Source organism: Arthrobacter sp. Hor0625, from assembly GCF_052567525.1.
Window position 1 is genome coordinate 2,773,285 of sequence record NZ_CP199586.1, and the last position, 21,371, is coordinate 2,794,655.

At 68.9% G+C, this 21,371-nt stretch carries 18 protein-coding genes; 13 read left to right on the top strand and 5 right to left on the bottom strand.

Translation table 11 applies throughout. From position 1 onward, the window contains the following. Nucleotides 1–23 precede the first annotated feature (23 nt). Nucleotides 24–1,226, top strand: a complete 1,203-nt coding sequence (locus ACTWLI_RS12795) for an ROK family transcriptional regulator (RefSeq protein WP_445154185.1) — start codon at nt 24–26, stop codon at nt 1,224–1,226. Between the two features lie 33 nt (nt 1,227–1,259). Here ACTWLI_RS12795 and ACTWLI_RS12800 read toward each other — a convergent pair whose 3' ends face one another. Continuing rightward, complete coding sequence (locus tag ACTWLI_RS12800) at nt 1,260–1,457, bottom strand: hypothetical protein (RefSeq protein ID WP_056738712.1); 198 nt, start codon at nt 1,455–1,457, stop codon at nt 1,260–1,262. A 453-nt stretch (nt 1,458–1,910) separates the two neighbouring features. On the opposite strand from ACTWLI_RS12800, the gene ACTWLI_RS12805 reads away from it, so the two are divergent. Together ACTWLI_RS12805 and metE are read left to right on the top strand one after the other, a co-directional pair. Then, nucleotides 1,911–2,891: a methylenetetrahydrofolate reductase gene (locus ACTWLI_RS12805; protein WP_445154186.1), complete on the top strand. Its 981-nt coding sequence runs from the start codon at nt 1,911–1,913 to the stop codon at nt 2,889–2,891. 28 nt (nt 2,892–2,919) lie between these two features. Beyond that, nucleotides 2,920–5,253, top strand: a complete 2,334-nt coding sequence (gene metE, locus ACTWLI_RS12810; protein WP_445154187.1) for a 5-methyltetrahydropteroyltriglutamate--homocysteine S-methyltransferase — start codon at nt 2,920–2,922, stop codon at nt 5,251–5,253. Between the two features lie 91 nt (nt 5,254–5,344). On the opposite strand, the gene ACTWLI_RS12815 is transcribed toward metE, so the two are convergent. After that, entirely contained in the window at nt 5,345–5,851 is a 507-nt protein-coding gene (locus ACTWLI_RS12815) for a DUF2004 domain-containing protein (protein WP_056738714.1), read from the bottom strand. A gap of 99 nt (nt 5,852–5,950) precedes the next feature. Here ACTWLI_RS12815 and ACTWLI_RS12820 point away from each other — a divergent pair, with 99 nt between their 5' ends. Further along, nucleotides 5,951–7,348 carry an aldehyde dehydrogenase family protein gene (locus ACTWLI_RS12820; RefSeq protein WP_445154188.1) on the top strand — a complete coding sequence of 466 codons (1,398 nt, stop codon included), beginning with the start codon at nt 5,951–5,953 and terminating at the stop codon, nt 7,346–7,348. A gap of 40 nt (nt 7,349–7,388) precedes the next feature. Here the strand turns inward: ACTWLI_RS12820 and ACTWLI_RS12825 are convergent, their stop codons facing one another. Beyond that, on the bottom strand, nt 7,389–8,309 hold the full coding sequence (locus ACTWLI_RS12825; protein ID WP_445154189.1) for a LysR family transcriptional regulator: 921 nt from the start codon (nt 8,307–8,309) through the stop codon (nt 7,389–7,391). Nucleotides 8,310–8,492: 183 nt separating this feature from the next. Here ACTWLI_RS12825 and ACTWLI_RS12830 point away from each other — a divergent pair, with 183 nt between their 5' ends. Genes ACTWLI_RS12830 through ACTWLI_RS12845 form a run of 4 tightly spaced genes read left to right on the top strand, consistent with a single transcriptional unit; the run spans nt 8,493 to nt 13,286 of the window. Further along, complete coding sequence (locus ACTWLI_RS12830) at nt 8,493–9,893, top strand: NAD(P)/FAD-dependent oxidoreductase (RefSeq protein ID WP_445154190.1); 1,401 nt, start codon at nt 8,493–8,495, stop codon at nt 9,891–9,893. Next, entirely contained in the window at nt 9,890–10,621 is a 732-nt protein-coding gene (locus ACTWLI_RS12835; RefSeq protein ID WP_445154191.1) for a DUF1365 domain-containing protein, read from the top strand. The genes ACTWLI_RS12830 and ACTWLI_RS12835 overlap by 4 nt, the downstream gene beginning before the upstream one ends. 2 nt (nt 10,622–10,623) lie before the next feature. Further along, nucleotides 10,624–12,060 (top strand): class I SAM-dependent methyltransferase, encoded by a 1,437-nt coding sequence (locus tag ACTWLI_RS12840; protein ID WP_445156182.1) that lies wholly within the window; start codon nt 10,624–10,626, stop codon nt 12,058–12,060. Further along, nucleotides 12,057–13,286: a class I SAM-dependent methyltransferase gene (locus tag ACTWLI_RS12845; RefSeq protein ID WP_445154192.1), complete on the top strand. Its 1,230-nt coding sequence runs from the start codon at nt 12,057–12,059 to the stop codon at nt 13,284–13,286. The genes ACTWLI_RS12840 and ACTWLI_RS12845 overlap by 4 nt, the downstream gene beginning before the upstream one ends. A 73-nt stretch (nt 13,287–13,359) precedes the next feature. Here ACTWLI_RS12845 and ACTWLI_RS12850 read toward each other — a convergent pair whose 3' ends face one another. After that, nucleotides 13,360–14,481, bottom strand: a complete 1,122-nt coding sequence (locus tag ACTWLI_RS12850) for a chitinase (RefSeq protein WP_445154193.1) — start codon at nt 14,479–14,481, stop codon at nt 13,360–13,362. A 21-nt stretch (nt 14,482–14,502) separates the two neighbouring features. Continuing rightward, on the bottom strand, nt 14,503–16,839 hold the full coding sequence (locus tag ACTWLI_RS12855; RefSeq protein ID WP_445154194.1) for a bifunctional polysaccharide deacetylase/glycosyltransferase family 2 protein: 2,337 nt from the start codon (nt 16,837–16,839) through the stop codon (nt 14,503–14,505). Nucleotides 16,840–17,301: 462 nt separating this feature from the next. Here ACTWLI_RS12855 and ACTWLI_RS12860 point away from each other — a divergent pair, with 462 nt between their 5' ends. From ACTWLI_RS12860 to nrdI, 5 genes are all read left to right on the top strand, one after another. Next, a complete protein-coding gene (locus ACTWLI_RS12860; RefSeq protein WP_445154195.1) occupies nt 17,302–17,931 on the top strand; it encodes a hypothetical protein in 630 nt (209 codons plus the stop codon). A 315-nt stretch (nt 17,932–18,246) separates the two neighbouring features. Continuing rightward, entirely contained in the window at nt 18,247–19,182 is a 936-nt protein-coding gene (locus ACTWLI_RS12865; RefSeq protein WP_445154196.1) for a hypothetical protein, read from the top strand. A gap of 220 nt (nt 19,183–19,402) precedes the next feature. Continuing rightward, nucleotides 19,403–20,104 (top strand): hypothetical protein, encoded by a 702-nt coding sequence (locus tag ACTWLI_RS12870; RefSeq protein WP_445154197.1) that lies wholly within the window; start codon nt 19,403–19,405, stop codon nt 20,102–20,104. Nucleotides 20,105–20,561: 457 nt separating this feature from the next. Beyond that, nucleotides 20,562–20,807: a glutaredoxin-like protein NrdH gene (nrdH, locus tag ACTWLI_RS12875; RefSeq protein ID WP_018773329.1), complete on the top strand. Its 246-nt coding sequence runs from the start codon at nt 20,562–20,564 to the stop codon at nt 20,805–20,807. Nucleotides 20,808–20,846: 39 nt separating this feature from the next. Next, nucleotides 20,847–21,350, top strand: a complete 504-nt coding sequence (gene nrdI / locus ACTWLI_RS12880) for a class Ib ribonucleoside-diphosphate reductase assembly flavoprotein NrdI (protein WP_445154198.1) — start codon at nt 20,847–20,849, stop codon at nt 21,348–21,350. The last annotated feature ends 21 nt before the right edge of the window (nt 21,351–21,371 follow it).

Sequence of the window (21,371 nt, forward strand, 5' to 3'; positions counted from 1 at the left end):
GGCGCGGAACCAACCTCCCACGCATGGGCGACTTCAACCTCACCGTCATCCTGGACGCCATCCGTCGGGCCCCGGCCGGGCTGAGCCGCGTCGAGCTCGCACAGATGGTCGGCCTGTCGCCGCAGACCATCTCCAATATTTCCCGGCGCCTGCTGGACCAGAACCTGATCGTGGAAGCCGGCAAGGAAGGGTCCGGGCCCGGGAAGCCGCGCACCATGCTGCGGCTCAATCCGGGCGGAATGTACGCCGTCGGCGTCCACCTCGATCCCGCCGTCCTGACCTTCGTCGTGCTGGATCTCGTCGGCGCGGTCGTCAAGCATTCCCGGCTCAAAACCCCCTCCCGCACGGACCCGGAATCGATCATCGGCACCATCGCCACCGAAATCCGGCAGCTGATCCAGGACTCCGGCGTCGATCCGGCCAAGGTGGCGGGGCTGGGGGTGGCGTCGCCGGGGCCGATCGATCTCGGCGAAGGCGCCGTGGTGGATCCGCCGCTGCTGCCGGGGTGGGACCGGGTGCGGCTGCGCGACACCCTCGCCGAAGCGACCGGCCTGTCCACGCTGCTGGACAAGGACGTCACCAGCGCTGCCGTCGCAGAGACCTGGGCCGGCGGGCCCAGTGGGGCCGGCAGCTTCGTGTTCATGTACATGGGCACCGGCATCGGCTGCGGTGTGGTGATCAATGACGAGGTCATCCGTGGGACGTCGGGCAACGCCGGCGAAATCGGCCATATCATCGTGGACCCGGACGGCCCGCTCTGCGACTGCGGCCAGCGGGGCTGCGTGAAGTCATCCGCCATCCCGCAGGTCCTCGTGGCGCAGGCCGAGGCCGCCGGGGTGCTGGACGGTTCCCGGGGCGACCGCAGCGCGCCCGCCGTGCAGGAAAGCTTCGCCGAACTCTGTGCCCTGGCCTACGGCGGCAACGAGACAGCCGTTGAGATCATCAGGAAGTCCGCGGTGCTGGTCGGCAGGGCCGTTTCCGCGGTGACCAATGCCCTGGACGTGGACCGCGTCGTCTTCGGCGGCCCGTTCTGGACCTGCCTCTCGCCCGCCTACCTGGAACTGCTTCCCGAGCTGGTGGGCCGCAGCAGCGCCACCGGGAAAATTCACGGCGTCGACGTCGTCGGCACCGGCGTGGGGGAGGACGTGGGCGCCGTGGGTGCGGCCTGCCTGGTGCTCGAACACACGCTGGCACCCCGGTCGCAGCGCCTTCTGCTCGAAGGCTAGGCGAGCGGGCCGGGCCTTGCGGGGCTCCGGACGCTAGTCGATGTCCTCGATGACGGTCCCGAACGGGATGGTGTCGTCGAGGTGCGCCTGATGGTCGTGGGGGTGGACGACCACCCGGACGCCGTGCCGGCCGTCCGCAGCGGACTGCATCAAAATGGGCCGCACGGTGTTGACGAGGCTCTCGCTCTTGCCGGCGAGATACTCCTGGTAACTGGCTGGAAGCTGAATCATGTGCACAGGATAGACCCGCACCGGTGGCCTGGGGAGGGTCCTTCCGCACTGAGCATCACGCCCCGCCACCGGACCGACCCGGCGGCGCAGGGGGATTTCCGCCGAAGAATATTCAACCAGCGGTGCCTCGATGACGTAAAACCGCGTCTTAATTCGGCGACCGGCTTGTGCGCCCCTTCCGGCACCGCCTAGAGTCGTAGCCAAGTTACTTCCGTAACGTGTCAGCGATCCTCCGCTGCGGGCCCGCCACCGGAACCATCCGGCGCCGCCCAGGAGGGTGTGGGTGCCCCCATGTGGGCCTGACATTTGCTCACGGACAGCTTCCCCCAGGCGTACCAGTCGCGGCTGCGTCCTGCCGAAGTTCCCTCCGTGTTTCCAAACTCACCTCATTGGCGCCAGCGCCGGCCGGATCCCGGCCCAGCTGGCGGCGATGACCCACAGCCAAGGACGCAAATGTCACCTCCCAGCCTTATCGACGCACATCCCCATCCGGCCGCCACCGCGCCTGTCGCCTTGTCCTACGAACTCTTCCCGCCGCGCTCACCCGCGGCTGCGGAGTCGCTCTGGACCACCATCGGTGAACTGGAAACGACCAACCCGGACTACGTGTCCGTCACCTACGGCGCGAGCGGCTCCAACCGCGGCACCGCCGTCGAACTGATCAACCGGCTCGTCCAGGAAACCACCCTGCGGCCGCTGGCCCACCTGACCTGCGTCGGCAACACCCCGCAGCAACTGGCCGGCGTCATCGGCGAACTGCTCGACGTCGGCGTCCGCGGCATCCTGGCCCTCCGCGGGGACCAGCCCAAGGACGGGACCGAGCCGGCCCCGGGGTCCCTGCGCTACGCCCAGGACCTGATCGAGCTGATCCGCCGCGTCGAACAGCGCCGCTCGGCCCTGCTCTGTGCGGGCAAAGTCGCGGTCGGCGTCGCGGCCTACCCGTCCCGGCACCCGGAATCGCCCAGCGAGGCGCACGACGTCGAGGTGCTGCTCGCCAAGCAGCGCTCCGGCGCCGACTTCGCCATCACGCAGGTGTTCTTCCACCCGGGCCAGTACGAGCAGCTGCTGGCCCGGGCCCGCCGGGCCGGCGTCACCATCCCGATCATCCCCGGCGTCATGCCGCTGACCAGCGTCCGCCGGCTGACCCGGCTGGGCGAACTGACCGGCGTCGAACCCGCCCCGGAGCTGCTCGGACGGCTCGCTGCCGCCGACACAGACGCCGAACGCAACCGGATCGGGGTCGCCGCCACCGTGGACCTCGCCAACGCCGCGCTCGACGCCGGCGCCCCCGGCCTGCACCTCTACACCTTCAACGAGCACGCCAGCGCCCTCGACGTGCTGGACCGGCTCGCGCTGCCCAGGCCTGGCGCCCGGCCCGTCGCCCGCCGGAGCTCCGCACCGCGCCGCGGCACCGAGCGCCGCCTCGCCAGCTGACACCCACCACACCACCCAAGGACCTGCCATGACTGCACAGCACACCACCCCCTTCCCGTCCGCCTCAATCCTCGGCTACCCCCGGATCGGCCGCCGCCGCGAACTCAAAAAGGCCGTCGAGGCATACTGGGCCGGCCGGATCGACGCCGCCGCCCTGGACGCGGCCGCCAAACAGATCCAGCTCGGGACCGCCCGCCGGCTCCAGGAGCTTGGCTTGACCGAGCCCGCCGCCATCCCCGGCACCTTCTCCTTCTACGACCAGGTGCTGGACGCCGCCGCCCACCTCGGCGCCGTCCCCGCCCGCTTCGGCACCCTCCTGGACGCGGACGGCCAGCTCGGCATCGATGGCTACTTCACCCTGGCCCGCGGCACCAAGGACCAGCCGCCGCTGGAAATGACCAAGTGGTTCGACACCAATTACCACTACCTCGTCCCGGAGATCGGCCCGGAAACCCGCTTCACGCCGGCTTCCTCCCGGATCGTCGACGAGTTCGAATACGCCCTCGCCCACGGCGTGCAGACCCGCCCGTACCTCGTCGGGCCCGTCACGTTCCTGCTGCTGAGCAAGGCCTCCGACGACGCCCCGGCCGGCTTCGACCCGCTGTCCCGGCTCGAGGATGTCCTGCCGGTCTACACCGCGCTGCTGGAGAAGCTCGCGGCGGCCGGGGCGGCCTGGATCCAGCTCGACGAACCCGCCCTCGTCGCCGACCACGCGGCCCCGGCCGGCCACGTCCAGGCCGCGGCCGCCCGCGCCTACGAGGTCCTCGCCGCCGCGGCCCGTCGGCCGCAGCTCTTCGTCTCTACCCCGTACGGCTCACTCGACGGCCAGCTCGGCACCCTCGCCGCGACCGGCATCGACGCCCTGCACCTGGATGTCTTCAAGGGCCAGGTGCCGTCCGCCGCCGCGCTGGCGGCGCTGGGGAACACGACCCTCGTCGCCGGCGTCGTGGACGGGCACAACATCTGGCGCAACGACCTTGGGGCCTCGGCGGCCAAAATCGCCGAGCTCCGGCAGTCCGCCGCCAGGCTCGCCGTGAGCACCTCCACCTCCACGCAGCACGTCCCGCACGACGTCGAAGAGGAGACCCAGCTCTCCGCGCAGCTGCGCAGCTGGCTGGCCTTCGCCGACCAGAAAGCCGTGGAGGTGGTCACCCTCGCCGGGCTGCTGACCGATCCGGCCGCCGTGCAGCCGGCAATCGAGGAAGCGAAGGCCGTCATCGCTTCCCGCGCCGCCGCCGAGGGGGTCCGCCGCACCGAGGTCAGGGCACGCACGGCGGCGCTGACCGAGGCCGACTTCAGCCGCTCCGACTACGGCGTCCGCGAGGTCGCGCAGGCGGCGGCCCTGCAGCTGTCCCCGCTGCCCACCACCACGATCGGCTCCTTCCCGCAGACCGCCGAGATCCGCACCGCCCGGGCCCGGGCCGCCAAGGGCGAACTCAGCAGCGCGCAGTACGAGCAGCTCATGAAGGATGAAATCAAGCGCGTCGTGGAGCTGCAGGAAGAGCTCGGCTTCGACGTCCTGGTCCACGGCGAGCCCGAACGCAACGACATGGTGCAGTACTTCGCGGAGAACCTTGAGGGCTTCGATGTCACCGTGCACGGCTGGGTCCAGTCCTACGGCTCGCGCTGCACCCGGCCCTCCATCCTGTGGGGCGACGTCACCCGCAGCGCCCCGATCACGGTGGAGTGGGCCCGGTACGCGCAGTCGCTGACCAGCAAGCCGATGAAGGGCATGCTCACCGGTCCGGTCACCATCCTGGCCTGGTCCTTCGTCCGCGACGACCAGCCCCTGGGGGAGACCGCCAACCAGGTGGCGCTGGCCCTCCGGGACGAAATCGCGGACCTGGAAGCGGCCGGAATCAACATCATCCAGGTCGACGAGCCGGCGCTGCGTGAGCTCCTGCCGCTGCGCCGCGCCGACCAGGCCGCGTACCTGGACTGGTCCGTCAGGTCGTTCCGTCTCGCCACGGCCGGCGCCGCGGACGCCACCCAGATCCACACCCACCTGTGCTACTCCGAGTTCGGCGCCATCATCGATGCGATCGACGGCCTCGACGCCGACGTGACCTCCATCGAGGCGGCCCGCTCCCGCATGGAGGTGGTGCACGACCTCGAGGCGCACGGCTTCGGCCGCGGTGTGGGCCCGGGCGTTTATGACATCCATTCGCCCCGCGTCCCGGCAGAACAGGAAGTCGCCGAACTGCTCAGCACCGCGGTCAGGCATGTCCCGGCCCGCCAGCTGTGGGTCAACCCGGACTGCGGCCTGAAGACCCGCGGCTACGCCGAGACCGAGGAATCGCTGCGGCACCTGGTCGGCGCGGCGCGGACGGTCCGCGCCGGACTGCTCGAAGCCGCCGTCTAGCCCCCGGCCGGGAAAGCCGGCCAGATGAAACAGCGACGGCGGCTGGCCACCTCCCAGGGTGACCGGCCGCCGTCGTGGGTTCCACTCAGCTTTAGGACTCCCAGAGGATCTCGTCGTCGACGACGCCGTCCTCGTCCGCGGAAGCCACCAGCACCTCATCGGTGAAGTGTGCGCCCAAGGTGAAGTCCAGGACGAAGTAGCGCTCCGGCTGGCCCGGGAAGATGCCCACGTGGCCCAGCTTCAACGCCTTGAGGAAGACCTGGTTGGTCAGCTGCGCCTTGTCCTCGACGCCGAAGACCTGCTTCAGGTGCTCGGGCTTGAGAGCGTTGCAGTGGAAGCGAAGGTACTCCTGCGGACTGGTGCCCTCCTGGTCCAGCTCCTCGGCGATCATCTCGCGGACCTGGTCCACCAGCTCCGGCAGGAACCGCAGCCGGTAGTCGACCTTGTGCAGGGCCGCCTCGTCGAAGTGGTCATGGGCGTTGACATTGAGGTCAAGCTCCAGGGGCTGGCCGTCAAGTTCGTGCTTCGCAGCGAAATTATGGTCACGACCGTGGTTGAGCTCGATCTCTCCAAAGTGCCGGCTTGCTACCTTGCTCATGACTTCAACATAGTCCTCAAACCCGCCCCGTTCCACCATCCGGCGGCAATTGCGCGGCGCCGCCGCCGGAGCGGGTCTCCCGGCAGGTACATTGAACGGATGCACACCGTAGCCGCCGCCGTCGCCCGCGCCCGCGAAGTCTTTGACAGCGGAACCACCCGCCCGCTCGCCTGGCGCCTCGAGCAGCTCGGCAACCTGCGCCGGATGCTGGTCGAGCGCCGCGGCGAGTTCGCCGCCGCCCTCGCCGGCGACCTGGGCAAGCATGAGACCGAGGCCCAGCTGACCGAAATCGGCTTCGTCACCGCCGAGGCCGCGCACCTGGAGAAGCACCTGGCCGCGTGGCTGAAGCCAAGGCCGGTCTCCGTCCCGCTGGCCGTACAGCCGGCCAAGGCCTGGACCGAGCTGACCCCGCTGGGCGTGGTGCTGGTGATCGGGCCGTGGAACTACCCGTTGCAGCTGCTGCTGGCGCCGCTGGCCGGCGCCCTTGCCGCCGGCAACACGGCGGTGCTCAAACCCAGCGAACACGCTCCCGCCACGTCCGCCGCCCTGGCCCGCTGGATCCCGGAGTACCTTCCCGGCGCAGCCGAAGTCATCGAGGGCGGCATCCCCGAAACCACGGCCCTGCTCGGGATGCGCTTCGACCACATCTTCTTCACCGGCGGGGAAGCCGCCGCGAAGGTGGTGCTGCGGGCCGCGGCCGAGCACCTGACGCCGGTCACCCTGGAACTGGGCGGCAAGTCCCCGGCGTACGTGGACTCCACCGCGGACCTGGCCAAGACGGCAAAGCGGCTGGCCTGGGGCCGGTTCATGAACGCGGGCCAGACCTGCGTGGCACCGGACTACGTCCTGGCCACCGAAGAGGTGCTGGAGCCGTTGCAGCGCGAACTGGTCAAAGCGATCACCACGCTGTTCGGCAGCGACCCGGCGCGGAGCGACTCTTACGGCCGGATCGTCAACGACCGGCACTTCGACCGGGTCGCGGCGCTCGCGGACGGCAGCACGGTGGTCCACGGCGGCGGACGGAATGCCGCCAGCCGCTACTTCGCCCCGAGCCTGCTGCGGCCCGCGCCGGGCGACGCGGTGATGGGGGAGGAGATCTTCGGGCCGCTGCTGCCGCTGGTTCCGGTCAGCGGGCGCGCGGAGGCGATCCGGATGATCAACGCCGGCGCCAAGCCGCTGGCCCTCTACGTTTTCAGCAACGACGCCGGCACCCGCCAGGCGTTCTCCGAGGAGACCTCGTCCGGGGCGCTCTGCTTCGACGTTCCGGCGGCGCACCTGAGCGTTCCGGGGCTGCCGTTCGGCGGGGTGGGCAACAGCGGCATGGGCGCCTACCACGGGGAACATTCGGTACGGACCTTCTCCCACGAACGCTCCACCCTGTCCAAACCGTCCTGGCCGGACACCCTGGAACTGATCTATCCGCCGTACACGAAGGCCAAGCACCGGCTCATCAGCGCCCTCGTCGCGCCCGCCGGGAAGTTGCGGCGCCGCTCCTGACGTCCGGCCCTGACACCGAGGGCTGACCCCGGCCTGGCGCCTAGTCCCGGCGCGTCGTTCCCAGCTTTTGCAACGTGTCGGCCAGCAGCTCCACGAACAACTGCACCTGCGCGGTCTGCTTCTCCTTCGGCAGCAGCGCAAAGACATTGCGGGCCAGCCGGATCTCCGGGACGTCCAGCACCACGACGCCCTCAGGCCGGTGCAGCAGTGCCAGCTCCGGGACCAGAGCCGCGCCGAGCCCCGCGGCGGCCATCTCCAGGCTGGCGTGGAAGTCATCGCTGTACGCCACCACCCGCGGGTGCAGGTTGCAGCCGACGAAGAGCCGCTCGATCACGGTGGCGTCGGAGGTGCCGGGGTGGTGCATGATCCAGGGCATGTCGGAGAGGTGGTCGGCGGCGACCCGGGCGTCCGCGCCGATACCCCACGCCGCTGGCAGCACCACCCGGAAGTCGTCGTCGCCGATCCACTGCCGGTTGATGGTGTGCGGCCACGCCAGGCCCGACTGGCCCACCTGGTAGACCAGGGCGACGTCGAGCTCGCCGCCGGTGCGCAGCCCCTGGATGGTCTGTCCGGGCTCCGCCACGGAGACCCGCAGTTCGATGCCGAGTTTCTTCCACGCCGGATTCTGCAGGATCCGGGGCAGCACATACGTGGCCAGGGACGGGAAGATGCCCAGCCGCAGCTCCTGGCTGGCGCTGTCGTGGGTCCGCGCGGCCGCCGCCATCAGGGCGTCGATATCGGTCAGGACCTTGGCGGCGTGCCGGGTCATGACGACGGCGGCTTCCGTGGGCTGGATGCTGCGGGCCGAGCGCTGGAACAGCTCCACCCCGGTGTCCCGCTCCAGGGCGGACATCTGCTGTGACACCGCCGAGGCCGTGTAACCGAGCCGGGACGCGGCCGCCGTGAAGGAACCGAGCCGGACCACTTCCACCAGCGTTCGCAGGTGCACGGGGTTGATCACGGGCCGTCCTTCGGGGTTGTGCGTCAGTGCTTCGGTGGGGCGGAAGCGGAATCCGGCTTCATTCTGGCACATTGGGTTTCAAGCGGCCGCCGAAAATTCACACTCATCCGGCCGCCCCGCAGCGACGAATTGCCCATACGACGGTCCATCAGGACAATTCAGGCAAGGCAACAGGAGCAGACAGTGCAGCAAGCAGAGAGCATCCCGGACGGTCGGCGCATCGCCGTGATCGGCAGCGGGGTGGCCGGCCTGACCGCCGCCTACGTGCTGAACCGGCGGGACCGGGTGAGTGTCTTCGAAGCCGACGGACGGCTCGGCGGCCACGCCCACACGCATGATGTCCGCCAGCCCGACGGCACGGCGCTGGGCATCGACACCGGCTTCATCGTGCACAACAACCGGACCTACCCCACTCTCCTGCGGCTGTTCAAGGAACTCGGCGTCCAGACCCAGCCGTCCGAGATGAGCATGTCCATCCGCTGCGACGGCTGCGGACTCGAATATGCCGGGGCCCGGGCCGGCGCCCGCGGCATCATCCCCACGCCCTCCACCCTGCTGCGTGGCCGCTACCTGCTGATGCTGCTCGAGGTCACGCGGTTCTACCGCCGGGCCAGGGCCCTGCTGGCCGCCGGCACGGACGGCGCAGCGGACGGCGACAGCGAACTGACGCTCGGAGAATTCCTGGATCGGGAAAAGTTCAGCAGCTACTTCATCGTCCACTTCATGACGCCCGTGGTCAGCGCCGTCTGGTCCTGCGACCCGACCACCGCCCTGGCTTACCCGGCCCGCTACCTGTTCACCTTCCTCGGCCACCACGGCCTGCTCGGGATCAAGGGGTCCCCGCAGTGGCGCACCGTCACCGGCGGTTCCCGCAGCTACGTGGACAAGATCGCCGCCGGCCTGACGGACATCCGGCTTTCCTCGCCGGTCACCGGGATCCGCCGGCACGAGGGCGGCGTCGACGTCACCTCCAAACCCGCCACCGGCCCCGAGCACACGGAGACCTTCGACGCCGTCGTCGTCGCCACCCACCCGGCGCAGGCGCTGCGCCTGCTCACCGACGCCTCGCCCGCCGAACGGGACGCCCTGGCGGGCATGCCCTACTCGGTCAACCACACCGTCTTCCACCGCGACATGGCCGTGCTCCCGAAGAGCAGCAACGCCCAGGCCTCCTGGAACTACCGCCTGCCGTCCTGCGACGCCCGACCCGACCGGGTGCTGGTCAGCTACGACATGACCCGGCTGCAGCGGCTGAACCCGGTCGACGGCGGGCGCTACATCGTCAGCCTCGGCGAATCCGGGCTGATCGGCGACGGCGCCGTCCTGGAGCGCATGGTCTACGAACACCCGCAGTACACCCCGGACTCGCTGCGCGCCCAGGAACAGATCCAGGGCCTTGGCGACGAGCGGCTGGCCTTCGCCGGCGCCTACCACGGCTGGGGCTTCCACGAGGACGGGGCGCTCTCCGGCGTCCGCGCCGCGGCGGCCCTGGGGCGGTCCTGGGAACCGGCGGCCCCCGCCGGCACGTTGGACGCCGATACGATGGGCCCCGGAACGCTGACCCCCGCGCTGGAGGGCGCATGAGCGGCCGCGCAGCCATCTACCGCACCTCGATCGCGCACGTGCGGCGGACACCGCTGCGCAACGCGTTCACCTATTGCAGTTACAGCTGGTACGTCGACGTCGACGCCCTCCCGGCGCTGCCGCGCTGGATCGCGCCGCTGGCGGGGTTCTCCGCCGCCGACCACCTGGGTGACCCGGCCGGGAGCCTGCGCGGCAACGTCGAACGCTACCTCGCCACCCACGACATCACGCTCGACGGCGGCCGCATCACCATGCTGGCCAGCGCCCGCGTCTTCGGACACGTCTTCAACCCGCTCAGCCTGTTCTGGTGCCACGGCCCCGACGGACAGCTGCGGTGCGTCGTCGCCGAAGTGCACAACACCTACGGCGAACGGCACTGCTACCTGCTGCAGACCGACCCCGCCGGCCGCGCCACCGTCCCCAAGGCGTTCTACGTCTCCCCGTTCAACGACGTCGACGGCCGGTACCGGATGAAGTTGCCCGAACCGGGGGAGCGGCTGGCCGTATCGATCATCCTGGAGCGGGAGGGCCAGCAGCCCTTCGTCGCCACCATGGACGGGGTCCGCCGCGAAGCCACCGTGCCGAACATCCTCGCCGCGGCGCTCGCCGTCCCGCTGGCGCCGCTGCGGGTCGCGGCGCAGATCCGCTGGCAGGGCATCAAGCTGTGGGCACGCCGCCTGCCCGTCATCAAAAGACCACACCACCCCTCACAGGAGGCAGTCCAGTGACCATGACCGAAGCGGGCGGAGCCTACCCGGCGCCGCCGACCGACCACACGCCGGAAACTAACACCCCGGACAGCCCGACTTCCGGGAACCCGGCCACGCCGTACGCCGTCCCGTACACCGTTCCGCAGCCGCCGGCGGTCATTGACGCCGCGATCTGGCCCAGCGTCGCCGCCGTTCCGGCCAGCACCAAGGCCAAGGTCGCGGGGAAGGTCGCCGACACGATCTTCCGCGCCGCGGTCCGCCGCCTGCCCCTGACCGTCCGCTACCCCGACGGCGCCGAGCTGGGTCTCGGCGCCGGTTCAGGCTCCAGCCAGGGCGCCGCGTACCCCGTCATGACGATGCACCGGCCCGAAGACTTCGCCCGGCGGCTGGGCGACGGCGGGCTGATCGGCCTGGGCGAGTCCTACATGGCCGGGGACTGGGACGCGGACAACCTCACCGCCGTGATGGAGGTCTTCGCGGCCCGGGTCGGTTCCCTCGTGCCGGAGCCGCTGCAGAAACTGCGCGGGCTCTACCTGCCCCGCACCCCGCGGACCGAACGCAACACCGAACAGAACACCCGGTCCAACATCTCCCGGCACTACGACCTGTCCAACGAACTCTTCGCGACGTTCCTGGACAGCACGATGACCTACTCCAGCGCACTGTTCCCGGAACGCGGCGAGGCGCTGCGGCACGTCGCCTGGGACGGCCTCGCCGCCGCCCAGCAGGCCAAGATCGACCGCCTGCTGGACAAGGCCGGCGTCACGGAAGGAACCCGCGTGCTGGAAATCGGCACCGGCTGGGGCGAACTCGCCCTCCGTGCCGCCGCCCGCGGGGCAAGCGTGTACTCGGTGACCCTCTCCAGCGAACAGCAGGAACTTGCCCGGCAACGCGTGGCCGAGGCTGGCTACGCCGACGCCGTCACGATCGAGCTCAAGGATTACCGTGCCGTCGAGGGCGAGTTCGACGCCGTCGTCTCGGTCGAGATGATCGAAGCAGTCGGTTACGAGTACTGGGCCACCTACTTCCAGACCATCGAACGCGTGCTGGCCCCCGGCGGAAGGGTGGCCATCCAGGCGATCACGATCGGCCACGACCGGCTCATCGCCACCCGGACCAGCTACACCTGGGTGCACAAGTACATCTTCCCGGGCGGGGTCATCCCCTCGGTCCGGGCCATCGAGGAGGTCACCGAGAAGCAGACCGGACTTCGGGTCCGCGAGCGGCTGGCCATGGGCGAGCACTACGCCCAGACGCTGCGGCTGTGGGAGGAACGCTTCATGTCCCGGGCCGCTGAGGTGCGCGGACTGGGCTTCGACGAAGTCTTCCAGCGCATGTGGCTCTTCTACCTGTGCTACTCCCGCGCCGGGTTCGAAACCGGGTACCTCGACGTCCAGCAAATCGTGCTGGACAAGGTGCCGGCCCGCACCGCCACGGCCGGCCGGAGCGGTCAGTGACGGCGGGGCTGGCGGAAACCATCGCGGAGGTCCTGCGGCCGGTGGCCGGCGGGGAACTCCCCGTCCGGCTGGTGGTGTGGGACGGCAGCGAAGCAGGCCCGGCGGGCGCACCCGTGGTCCGGCTGAACTCCCCGGACGCCATCCGCCGGCTGCTGTGGGCGCCCGGGGAGCTCGGCGCGGCGCAGGCCTACGTGACCGGGGAGCTCGACGTCGACGGCGACCTCAACGCCGCGCTCGAGCACCTTTGGAAGGTGGTGCGGGACCGCGGACTCTCGGGCGTCCGGCCGACGCCGTCGGTGCTCGCCGGCGTGGCGCGGATCGCCCGGGCCGCGGGAGCCCTGGGCGCCCCGCCCGCCCCGCCCGCCAGCCAGGCCCGCGTGACCGGACGGCTGCACAGCCTGCTGCGCGACCGGGCGGCGATCAGCCACCACTACGACCTCAGCAACGACTTCTACGCCCTGATCCTCGACCCGCAGATGGCATACTCCAGCGGATACTGGACCGATTCCTCCGAGGGGTACGGGCTCGAGGACGCCCAGCGGGACAAACTGGATCTCGTGTGCCGCAAGATCGGCCTGAAACCCGGGATGCGGCTGCTCGACGTGGGCTGCGGCTGGGGCTCACTGAGCCTGCACGCGGCGCAGTACTACGGCGCCGACGTCGTGGGGGTCACCCTGTCCGTGGAGCAGAAAGCCTTCATCGACGCGCGGATCAAGGAACGCGGGCTCGAGGGCCGTGTCGAAATCCGGGTGCAGGATTACCGCGAGATACCGGACGGACCGTTCGACGCGGTCGCTTCCCTTGAAATGGGCGAGCACGTGGGGCAGCGCAACTACCCGGTCTACGCCTCGGCGCTGTTCAGCAACGTGGTGCCCGGCGGCAAGGTCCTCGTCCAGCAAATGTCCCGGCGCGGCAAGCACCCCGGCGGAGGGCCGTTCATCGAGTCGTTCATCGCCCCGGACATGCACATGCGCCCGGTCGGCGAGACCCTGGGCTTCCTGGAAGACGCAGGCTTCGAAGTCGAAGGCGTGCAGGCCATGCGGCGGGACTACGTCCGCACCCTGGAGGCCTGGTACGCCCGGTTCGAAGAGAACCACGACACGGCCGTGGCGATGATGGGTGAGGAAATCGCCCGCGTCTGGAGGCTGTACCTGGTCGGCGCGCTCCGCAGTTTCGCCGAGGGGCGGATGGGAGTGGAACAGATCCTCTGCAGCCGGCCCGGCTGACAGGGGCGGCCGGCCGGGCTGACCGGGGCCTACGCCGGGCCGGCCGGGGAGCCGGGACCGGCTGGCCCCGGCATCAGACCGTCAGGGTCTTGCCGAGCAGCTTCGCGTACTGGCCGGCCTCCTGTTTCACCCCGCTGCAGTTGTTCGCGGCGGCGCTGCCCGCCTGCCGCTGCGCCCCGGCGGCACAGGAAGCATCGCGGTTCAGGGACCACATGGAGATCCGGCCGATGCCGCGTTCGACCGCGAAGCTGTTCAGCCGTTCGGCATCGGCGAGGCTGAAGACCTGGCCCTTTACATCGTTCTCACCGATCATCGGGGTGAGTCCGATCCGGTGCCACACCTGGCCGGAATCCAGCTGCTCGCCGGCGGCCCCGTACAGCCTGGCCAGGCTCCGGTGCGTGGCCTCCGCGGCGCTGACGGCGGCGTCGAGCATCGTCCGGCCCGGGTCGAGGGGTTCGAAGTCCATGACCATGATGTTGACGCCGGCGAGGTCGACCCCGGCGTCGAGCATGGCCGCGACCGTCTTCTCGCCGTCGGAGGTCAGGCCCGCGGAGGACACCGGCAGCGTCAGCCACACCTTCAACGGACGGTCCGCCGGGCGTCCGGCTTGCAGCCTGGCGACCGCAGCGCCCCGCCGGGCCGCGGCCGCCGCGTCTTTCAGGCCGTCCCCCTCGACGTCGAAGTCGACCGTGTCCACACCGTATTTTGAGATCACCGTCGAGTACGCCGCCACCAGGGCATCCTCGGTGGCGCACGCTCCCGCCAGCTCCTTACCGAGCTGCCCGCCGAAGGAGATAGCGGCGCTGTTGCCCGCGGCCCGGGAGGCCTTCAGCTGTCCGGCCAGGTCGATCCGGCTGCTGGCTTCATCCAGGGTGTAAAAGCCGTCCCAAGATGGCTCGCAGGGTTTCTTCGGATGCGCACCGATAAACGACAGCACCGTGGTGACCGTGCCGTTCGGGGGGAGGTCCTGGAGCCGGAGGTTGGGCGTGAGCGTGACATCCAGGTACCCCCCGAACCACGGCGGACTCAACGGCGGCCGGCTCCTGCCTTCTTCCTGGCCGTAGTTCCCGGGCGGGATGGGGGTGCAGGCGACGGTTGCCAGGACGACGGCGCACACTGCCAGGGCCGCGCCCCAGCCGCGGGGCGCGGGGGAGCGGCGTGGCTTGAAGCCGCGCCGCCTCCGCCGGTCCGGCACCGTTCCTTCCCCGTCTGCCGGCTAGGAGTGGGCCAGTTGGTCCGCGGGTACCGGAGCCAGCGCCCCCAGTGCGCCGTGGCCGGCGGGGATTGCGACGCTGTTGGTGCGTTCGGGCCGGTACCAGCCGACCGCCGTGCCCCGCAGCGCGAGGATGGCCGAGCCGAAGACCACGTAGGCCCGGAGCGGTTCGTAGATGAGCCGGTAGATCGGAACCATCAGCAGGTGCATCGGGCTCTCCTTGACCATCACCACCGCCACGACGGAAATGATCATGTGGGTCCCGGCGACGAATGCCGAGAACAGTGCGACGGCCTGCCATTCGCCGTGGGCCAGGCTGCTGATCGCCACGATGACGGTCAGTGGCATGAACACCAGCGGGACAAGCACGGAGATCAAGGCGTAGGGCATGGTCAGCATGCCCAGGGCCCCGAAGCGGGGATTGAAGAGCATGGACCGGTGCTTGTACAGCGTCTGGATGTTGCCGTAGGTCCAGCGCAGCCGCTGCTTGAACAGCCCCCGGAGCGTCATGGGCGCCTCGGTCCAGGCCACGGCGTTGTTTTCCTGGACGATGCTGTACCCCAACTGCTGCAAGGACAAGGTCAGGTCTGCATCCTCGGCGAGGGTGTCGTGGGAATAGCCGCCGGCGGCCAGGAGCGCTTCGCGCCGCCAGGCGGCACAGGCGCCGGGAACGATGGAAATCGCGCCCATCAGCCCTTCTGCCATGCGGGTGACGCAAATGCCGGAGAGGTATTCCAGGCTCTGCCAGGCCGTCAGCAGGTTCCGCCGGTTGCCCACCTTCACATGCCCGGCCACCGCGCCGACGACCTTGCCGTTGCGCGGGGCCAGGAAATGCCGGGCGAACATCTTGATCGTCTGCGGCTCAAACATGGTGTCGCCATCCAGCGTGACCACCACTTCGCCGCGGGACTGGGCAATTCCATGGTTGCTGGCGGCCGATTTGCCGCCGTTGGGCTGGTCAATGACGCGCAACTGGGGCCACTTTTCCGCGTATTCGGACAATACCTTCAGTGTGCCGTCGGTGGAGCCGTCATTGACCGCCACGACTTCCAATTGTGGATAGTCGCTGGCCCGCAGTGCGTCCAATGTTTTGGCCACCACGAGTTCCTCGTTGAATACCGGCAGGACGACGCTGACAAACGGCCAGTCCTCTTCCTTGATCTCCGCCCAGAGCCGCTTTTTCTGGCGCCGGTTGTTGATGACTGCCAGCACGACGTAGAGGAAGGTCAGCAGCGTCAGGGAGCCAATGCCGAACCAGAACAGCCAGGTCAGGATGACGTTAGGGGTCACCAGGTAGGTAGTCATGGCGGCAAGGGTGGCGTTGTCCTCGATGGCACCGGGAACATTCTTCGCCGGGACGAATTCCGGCGGCAGCAGCGGCTCCACGGTGGTAAAGGTGTAGCCCTGCGCCTTGGCCATCGGGATAAAGGACTTCAGCATTTCAATCGTGGCGCTCCGGTCACCGCCGCCGTCATGGACCAGGACAATGTGTCCCTGGCCGTCGAGTTTCTGCGCTTTGATCGGAACCCCGGGGGCGTACGACCAGTCACGGGTATCAAAGTCCATATTGATGTGCAGGAATCCCAGCTGCTGGGACTGCAGCAACGCCAGTGAATTGTTGCCGGGATCGCCGGTCGGGATCCGGAAGAGCCGGCTGGCGTAATTATCCGAAGCCCGCATGATCCGATCCGCACCGATGACCTGCTGCCGGTTGAAGAGGTCATCGTGGGCCCAGAAATCGATGTGCGACATGGTGTGGTTCCCGACCATGTGGCCTTCCTGCGTCATCCGCCGGAAGATGTCGGGGTATTTGACGATGTTGTCCCCCACGGTGAAGAAGGTTGCCGGGACGCCTTCCTTGGACAACAAGTCCAGGATTTGCGGCGTATTCCTCGGGTCCGGTCCGTCATCAAAAGTCAGCATGAGGGTGTGGTCCGCCGGCTTGCCGAAAGTTTCCATGGCGTACGGACTGTTGCCGATCAGTTCAATCTCTTCGGCGGTGGCTTCACGCCAAATTGTCGAGCTGAAGGGGTCCTTGAGGAAGACCTTGCCGTTCCGGCGTTCGATCAGCGCAATCCGGTCAAAAGCGAAACCACCCTCCGGGCCGATCCGGGGGATGTTACGCAGGTCCTGGCTGGAAAGCAGCTTCCGTGGATATTCCACGTTCTGGTTTTCCTGCCCTTTCCAGACCGGGGCGCTGGCCGCGGGCAGAATCCACACGACCGAGAAGACGATCAGCAGGGCGCTGGCGACGAACGCAATAAGGATGCGACGCCAGCGCTTGCCACTGGGATCAAAGAAGACGGGTGCCGTGCCGGAAATGGGAGATTTTTTCGTCATGGATTGCCTCGCCGGAGAATCGATGGTGCAGAAGCCCTGACGGAGACCAGGGCGCGAGCGCCGCCGCTGTTCGACGGGGATTCAACCCGGAACGGGCGACCATTTCGCGACGGGAGAAATTGGCGCTCATGTGACTTCTCCCTGAACTTTCTCGAGCCGCCGGATTGCGGCGTATCGCTTTCTGCTTTCGAGTCTGGAGCGCTCCGGAACGGGGCACACGCGTAGAAAACACGCGCGTTTTCGCGATGGTGCTACTTGGTTTTCGGTCCCGATTACCGAGTACCGACCGGGTGTTTTGTGAGTAAGCCGGCGCGGCCGCGGTCTGCCCGGCAGCAGCCGTCCGCGGCCCCGGGGAGGGCCGCGCCGGGCGGCGCAACACGGCGTCGGCGGTGGCTACCGCGCTGGGCGGGGGCCGGGTAGCGTACGGGATACGGGCCGGGAGTCAGTGGAGGCAGGTGCGGCATGCGCAGGGGAGTCGGAGCGGCAGCCGGCGTGCTGGCGGTACTGCTTGCCGCCGCCGCGTGCGACGCGGAACCGCCCCCGCGGCCCCCTCCGGTGACTGCGGTGACGGCGCCCGCAGACACCTACATCACGGCGTACACGTGGTACGACAACACCCCCGAGGGCTCCCCGGACATCAGCCACCCTGTGCTGCACAAGAGGGCCGGCGGCCGGGGGACCTACGCGGACCCGGTGACGATCGCCGTCGGGCATTCCCTGGAGACCGGACAGGACGTCCTGGATTTTCCGGCGGGCACCCGGATCTACCTACCCGACGTGCGGCGCTACTTCATCGTGGAGGACACCTGCGGGGACGGGCCGGCGCCGGAGGAGGGCCCATGCCACGCGGACGCGGCCAGGCACGGCGGGGCCAGCACCTGGCTCGACGCCTGGATCGGCGGCGAGGGGGAGGGTGAATCGTTTGCCCAGCGCTGCGCGGAGCAGGTCACGGGAGTGCGCGCGGCGGTCTTCCATCCGGCCGACAATTTCGTCGTCGCCCCCGGGGACGGCGTGATCCACGACGGCATCTGCGACAGCGGCTACGGCAACCAGCTCGTGACGGTCTCGCCGGGATCAACCCCGCCGCGCTGAGGGCTGGCGAGGTCAGGCAGGGCCCGCTGGGACCCCGCCAGGGGCGCCCGGGCTCCGGATGAATCCGGGCCGAAAGCCTCTGGCCTGCGGCTTTATTCGCGGCGCGCCGAGGATTGGGCCTTTTAGTTGACGCTCCGGTAACGTTTAGGTCACCGGTTGGCGCACACGCCCCGACACGGCGTTCCGAACGCCGTTGCGTGTGGTAAGTCCCGTGGCGGCGTCGTCTCGCGCTCCGCAAACCGTGACCATTCCCGGGCAGGGCTACCCCCTGGCGCCTGCCTGTTTCCGCATTTCCACGAAGAGGCTTTATTTTCCATGCGCAGAAATAGTCTGCTTGCCGCCGGCATGCTCTCCGTCCTGCTCGCCACCTCGGCGTGCGGGGCCGGTGCCCAGAACCCATCCGCACAGTCCACGGGCTCGGCCAGTGCCGGCTTCGACTCCGCAACCGACAGCTCCGCCGAGATCGGTACCTCGCAGCGGGCCGCGGCCGAGAAGGTCAAGGCCACCGCCAAGGCGCAGTCCGAGGCGAAGGCCAAGGCTGCTGCCAAGGCCAAGGCGGACGCCAAGGCGGCCGCGGCTGCGAAGGCGAAGGCCGCTAAGGCAGCGGCAACCGCAGCGGCACAGAAGGCAGCTGCCCAGGCGCAGGCCGCGGCCAAGGTGCCCGCAGTTGTCCCGTCGACCCCCGCCGCCGTTCCCGCCGCTCCCGCCGCGCCGAAGCCGGCTCCGGTCGTTCCGGCGTCCTCCGAGCGGGTCGTCCACACCACGTACACGACGGCGTACACCTGGTACGACAACACCCCCGCCGGGTCGGCCACGATCAGCCACCCCATCCTGCACAAGACCGCGGGCGGCACCGGCACCTACCAGGACCCGATCACGATCGCCGTGGGCCACTCCACCGCTACCGGTAAGGACGTCCTGGACGTTCCGGCCGGCACCCGGATCTACCTGCCGGACGTGCGCCGCTACTTCATCGTTGAGGACAGCTGCGGCGACGGCGACGAGCCCCAGGGCGGCCCGTGCCACCAGGGGACTAACGTCAACGGCACCAACTCCACGATCTGGATCGACATGTGGATCGGCGGCCAGAGCATGAGTTCCGACGGCGCCGACGCCTGCGCGAGCAAGGTCACCAATGTCCGCACCGCGGTCTTCAACCCGGCCAGTGACTACGCTGTGGCACCCGGTGCCGGCGTGATCCACGACGGCAAGTGCGACGCCGGCTACGGCAACACGCTGCTGAAGCGCTAAGGCGCAACAGGACTCCCGCCGGCGGCAGCCGGGGGAATCCGGGTTGGACAGAGGGGTGCCGGCGAGGTCCGCCGGCACCCCTCTGTGCTGCCGGAGCCGTTGAAGCATCCTGCCGGGCTGCGGCCGCGGGGCCGTAAGGCCCTGTTATCCGCCGCGGAAGCGGGCAGAATTGTTGGCAGTACTTTTGCACCCACAAGGGGAGGGCGCCATGCGGCGGTCCATGCCAACCCGAAAAGCAGTCCTCGCGCTTTCCTGCGCTGCGGTGCTGATGACCGCCTGCTCTGCTCCGACCGGGCCGCCCGTCGTTTCGGCGTCGGCGACACCCTCGCTGTCCAAGGCGGCCCTGACGCCGGCAGTCCGGGCGACTCCCCGCCCGTCAGCCCAGGCGGAATGGAAGACCTACACGACGCCGGACGGCCAGTTGGCGTTCGACTATCCGCCGGACTGGAGCGTCAAGGACCGTGCCCGCGAGGCAGCACCCGGGGGAGTGTTCGTGGAGGTCCTCAGCGGGGCCGGGAAGTCGATGGCCACGCTGCGCACGAACATCCAAACCAAGCCGGACTGTCCGGCGAAATACCCCTATGCCCTGATGGACTCCCAGGTCCTGCCGGCCCTGAAGCAGGACGGCGCGGCTCCCCGGTTCATCTTCGAGGGCAGGGACGACCATGGGTCGTATCCCACCCGGCCGGCCTCGCTGGCGTACGGAATCACCTCGGCCGCGCCGCCCGTCGGGCCCAGCGCGTGCCCCATCTTCCAGTTCTTCGACTGGGGCTCGGGGCTCGCTGCCTTCAGCGGCGTTTACAACCCGGTGGTCGCGGCGCCGGGCGACACCCCCGACGTCGACACCCCCGAGGCCTACACGGCCACGGAGGAGTACGACGAGGTGCGCCAAACCATCACGTCCCTGCGCCCGGCCGACTGACCGGGCAGCCCGGCGGGCCCAGAGCGCCAACCGGGCAACCCGGCGGGCCCGGAGCTCCAGGTGCCCGGAGACCAGCGCGGCGGGCACAACCGGGGCTGCGTAGTGCCCTGCCGCAGGCGCTGTGCGCCACTAGCTGCGACACGCCGTCGGATAGCGACACGCCGGGCTGTTAATTGTGCCTAACTACTCCACAGGATGTGGATTTCGTCCTCGAAAACGGCTGGAATCCGGACATTTTGACGGTCCCCGGCTGTGGATTAAAAGTGGGTTAAATGACATACTTGTAATACATCATCTTGGGGTCCACATCGGGCTCTTGCACTACATGTAGTATCGACATACAGTTCGAGCGGAGCGGTTGCAGACCGCAGGGCGAGGCCAGTAACGGATAAGGATTCCTGTTCCCGTCGGGCCCCACCGGACACGAACCACAGACTTCAACAAAGGGGACCAGGACATGACCGTTACGGTTTACACCAAGCCGGCTTGCGTACAGTGCAACGCCACCTACCGTGCTCTGGACAAGAAGGGCATCGCCTACCAGAGCGTTGACATCTCCCAGGATGCCGAAGCCCTGGAGCGCCTCAAGTCCCTGGGCTACATGCAGGCTCCGGTCGTCGTCACCGACCAGGACCACTGGTCCGGCTTCCGCCCGGACAAGATCGAAGAACTGGCACAGGCTGCCGCCGTCGCGGTTGCCTGAAAGCCGGCACACAGCACCACGACGGATGAGGTGACTCGCATGGCTGCACCGGCACCCGCCGGCCCGCCGCTGGCAGCGGACACCGTGGACTCAGCCACGGTAGGCTCCGATGCGGTCCGCACCACCGGCAGCCACCTCATCTACTTCTCCTCCACCTCCGAGAACACCAAGCGCTTCGTCGAGAAGCTGGGTATCGAGGCGGCCCGCATCCCCCTCCATCCGAGGGAACCGGCACTGCTGGCCACCAAGCCCTACGTCCTGGTGCTTCCCACCTACGGAGGAACCGGGGGAGAGGGATCCGTTCCGAAGCAGGTCATCCGCTTCCTGAACGATCCGAGGAACCGGCAGCAGCTCCGTGGAGTGATCGGGGCGGGCAACACGAACTTTGGGGACAACTACTGCATGGCCGGGGACATCGTCGCCGCCAAGTGCAAGGTCCCGCACCTATATCGTTTCGAACTCATGGGGACGCCGGAAGACGTCAGCCGAGTACAACAAGGATTGGAAGAATTTTGGACACGACTGTCGCAGACACAGAAGTAGCCACCGGCTCCGGCTCCGCCG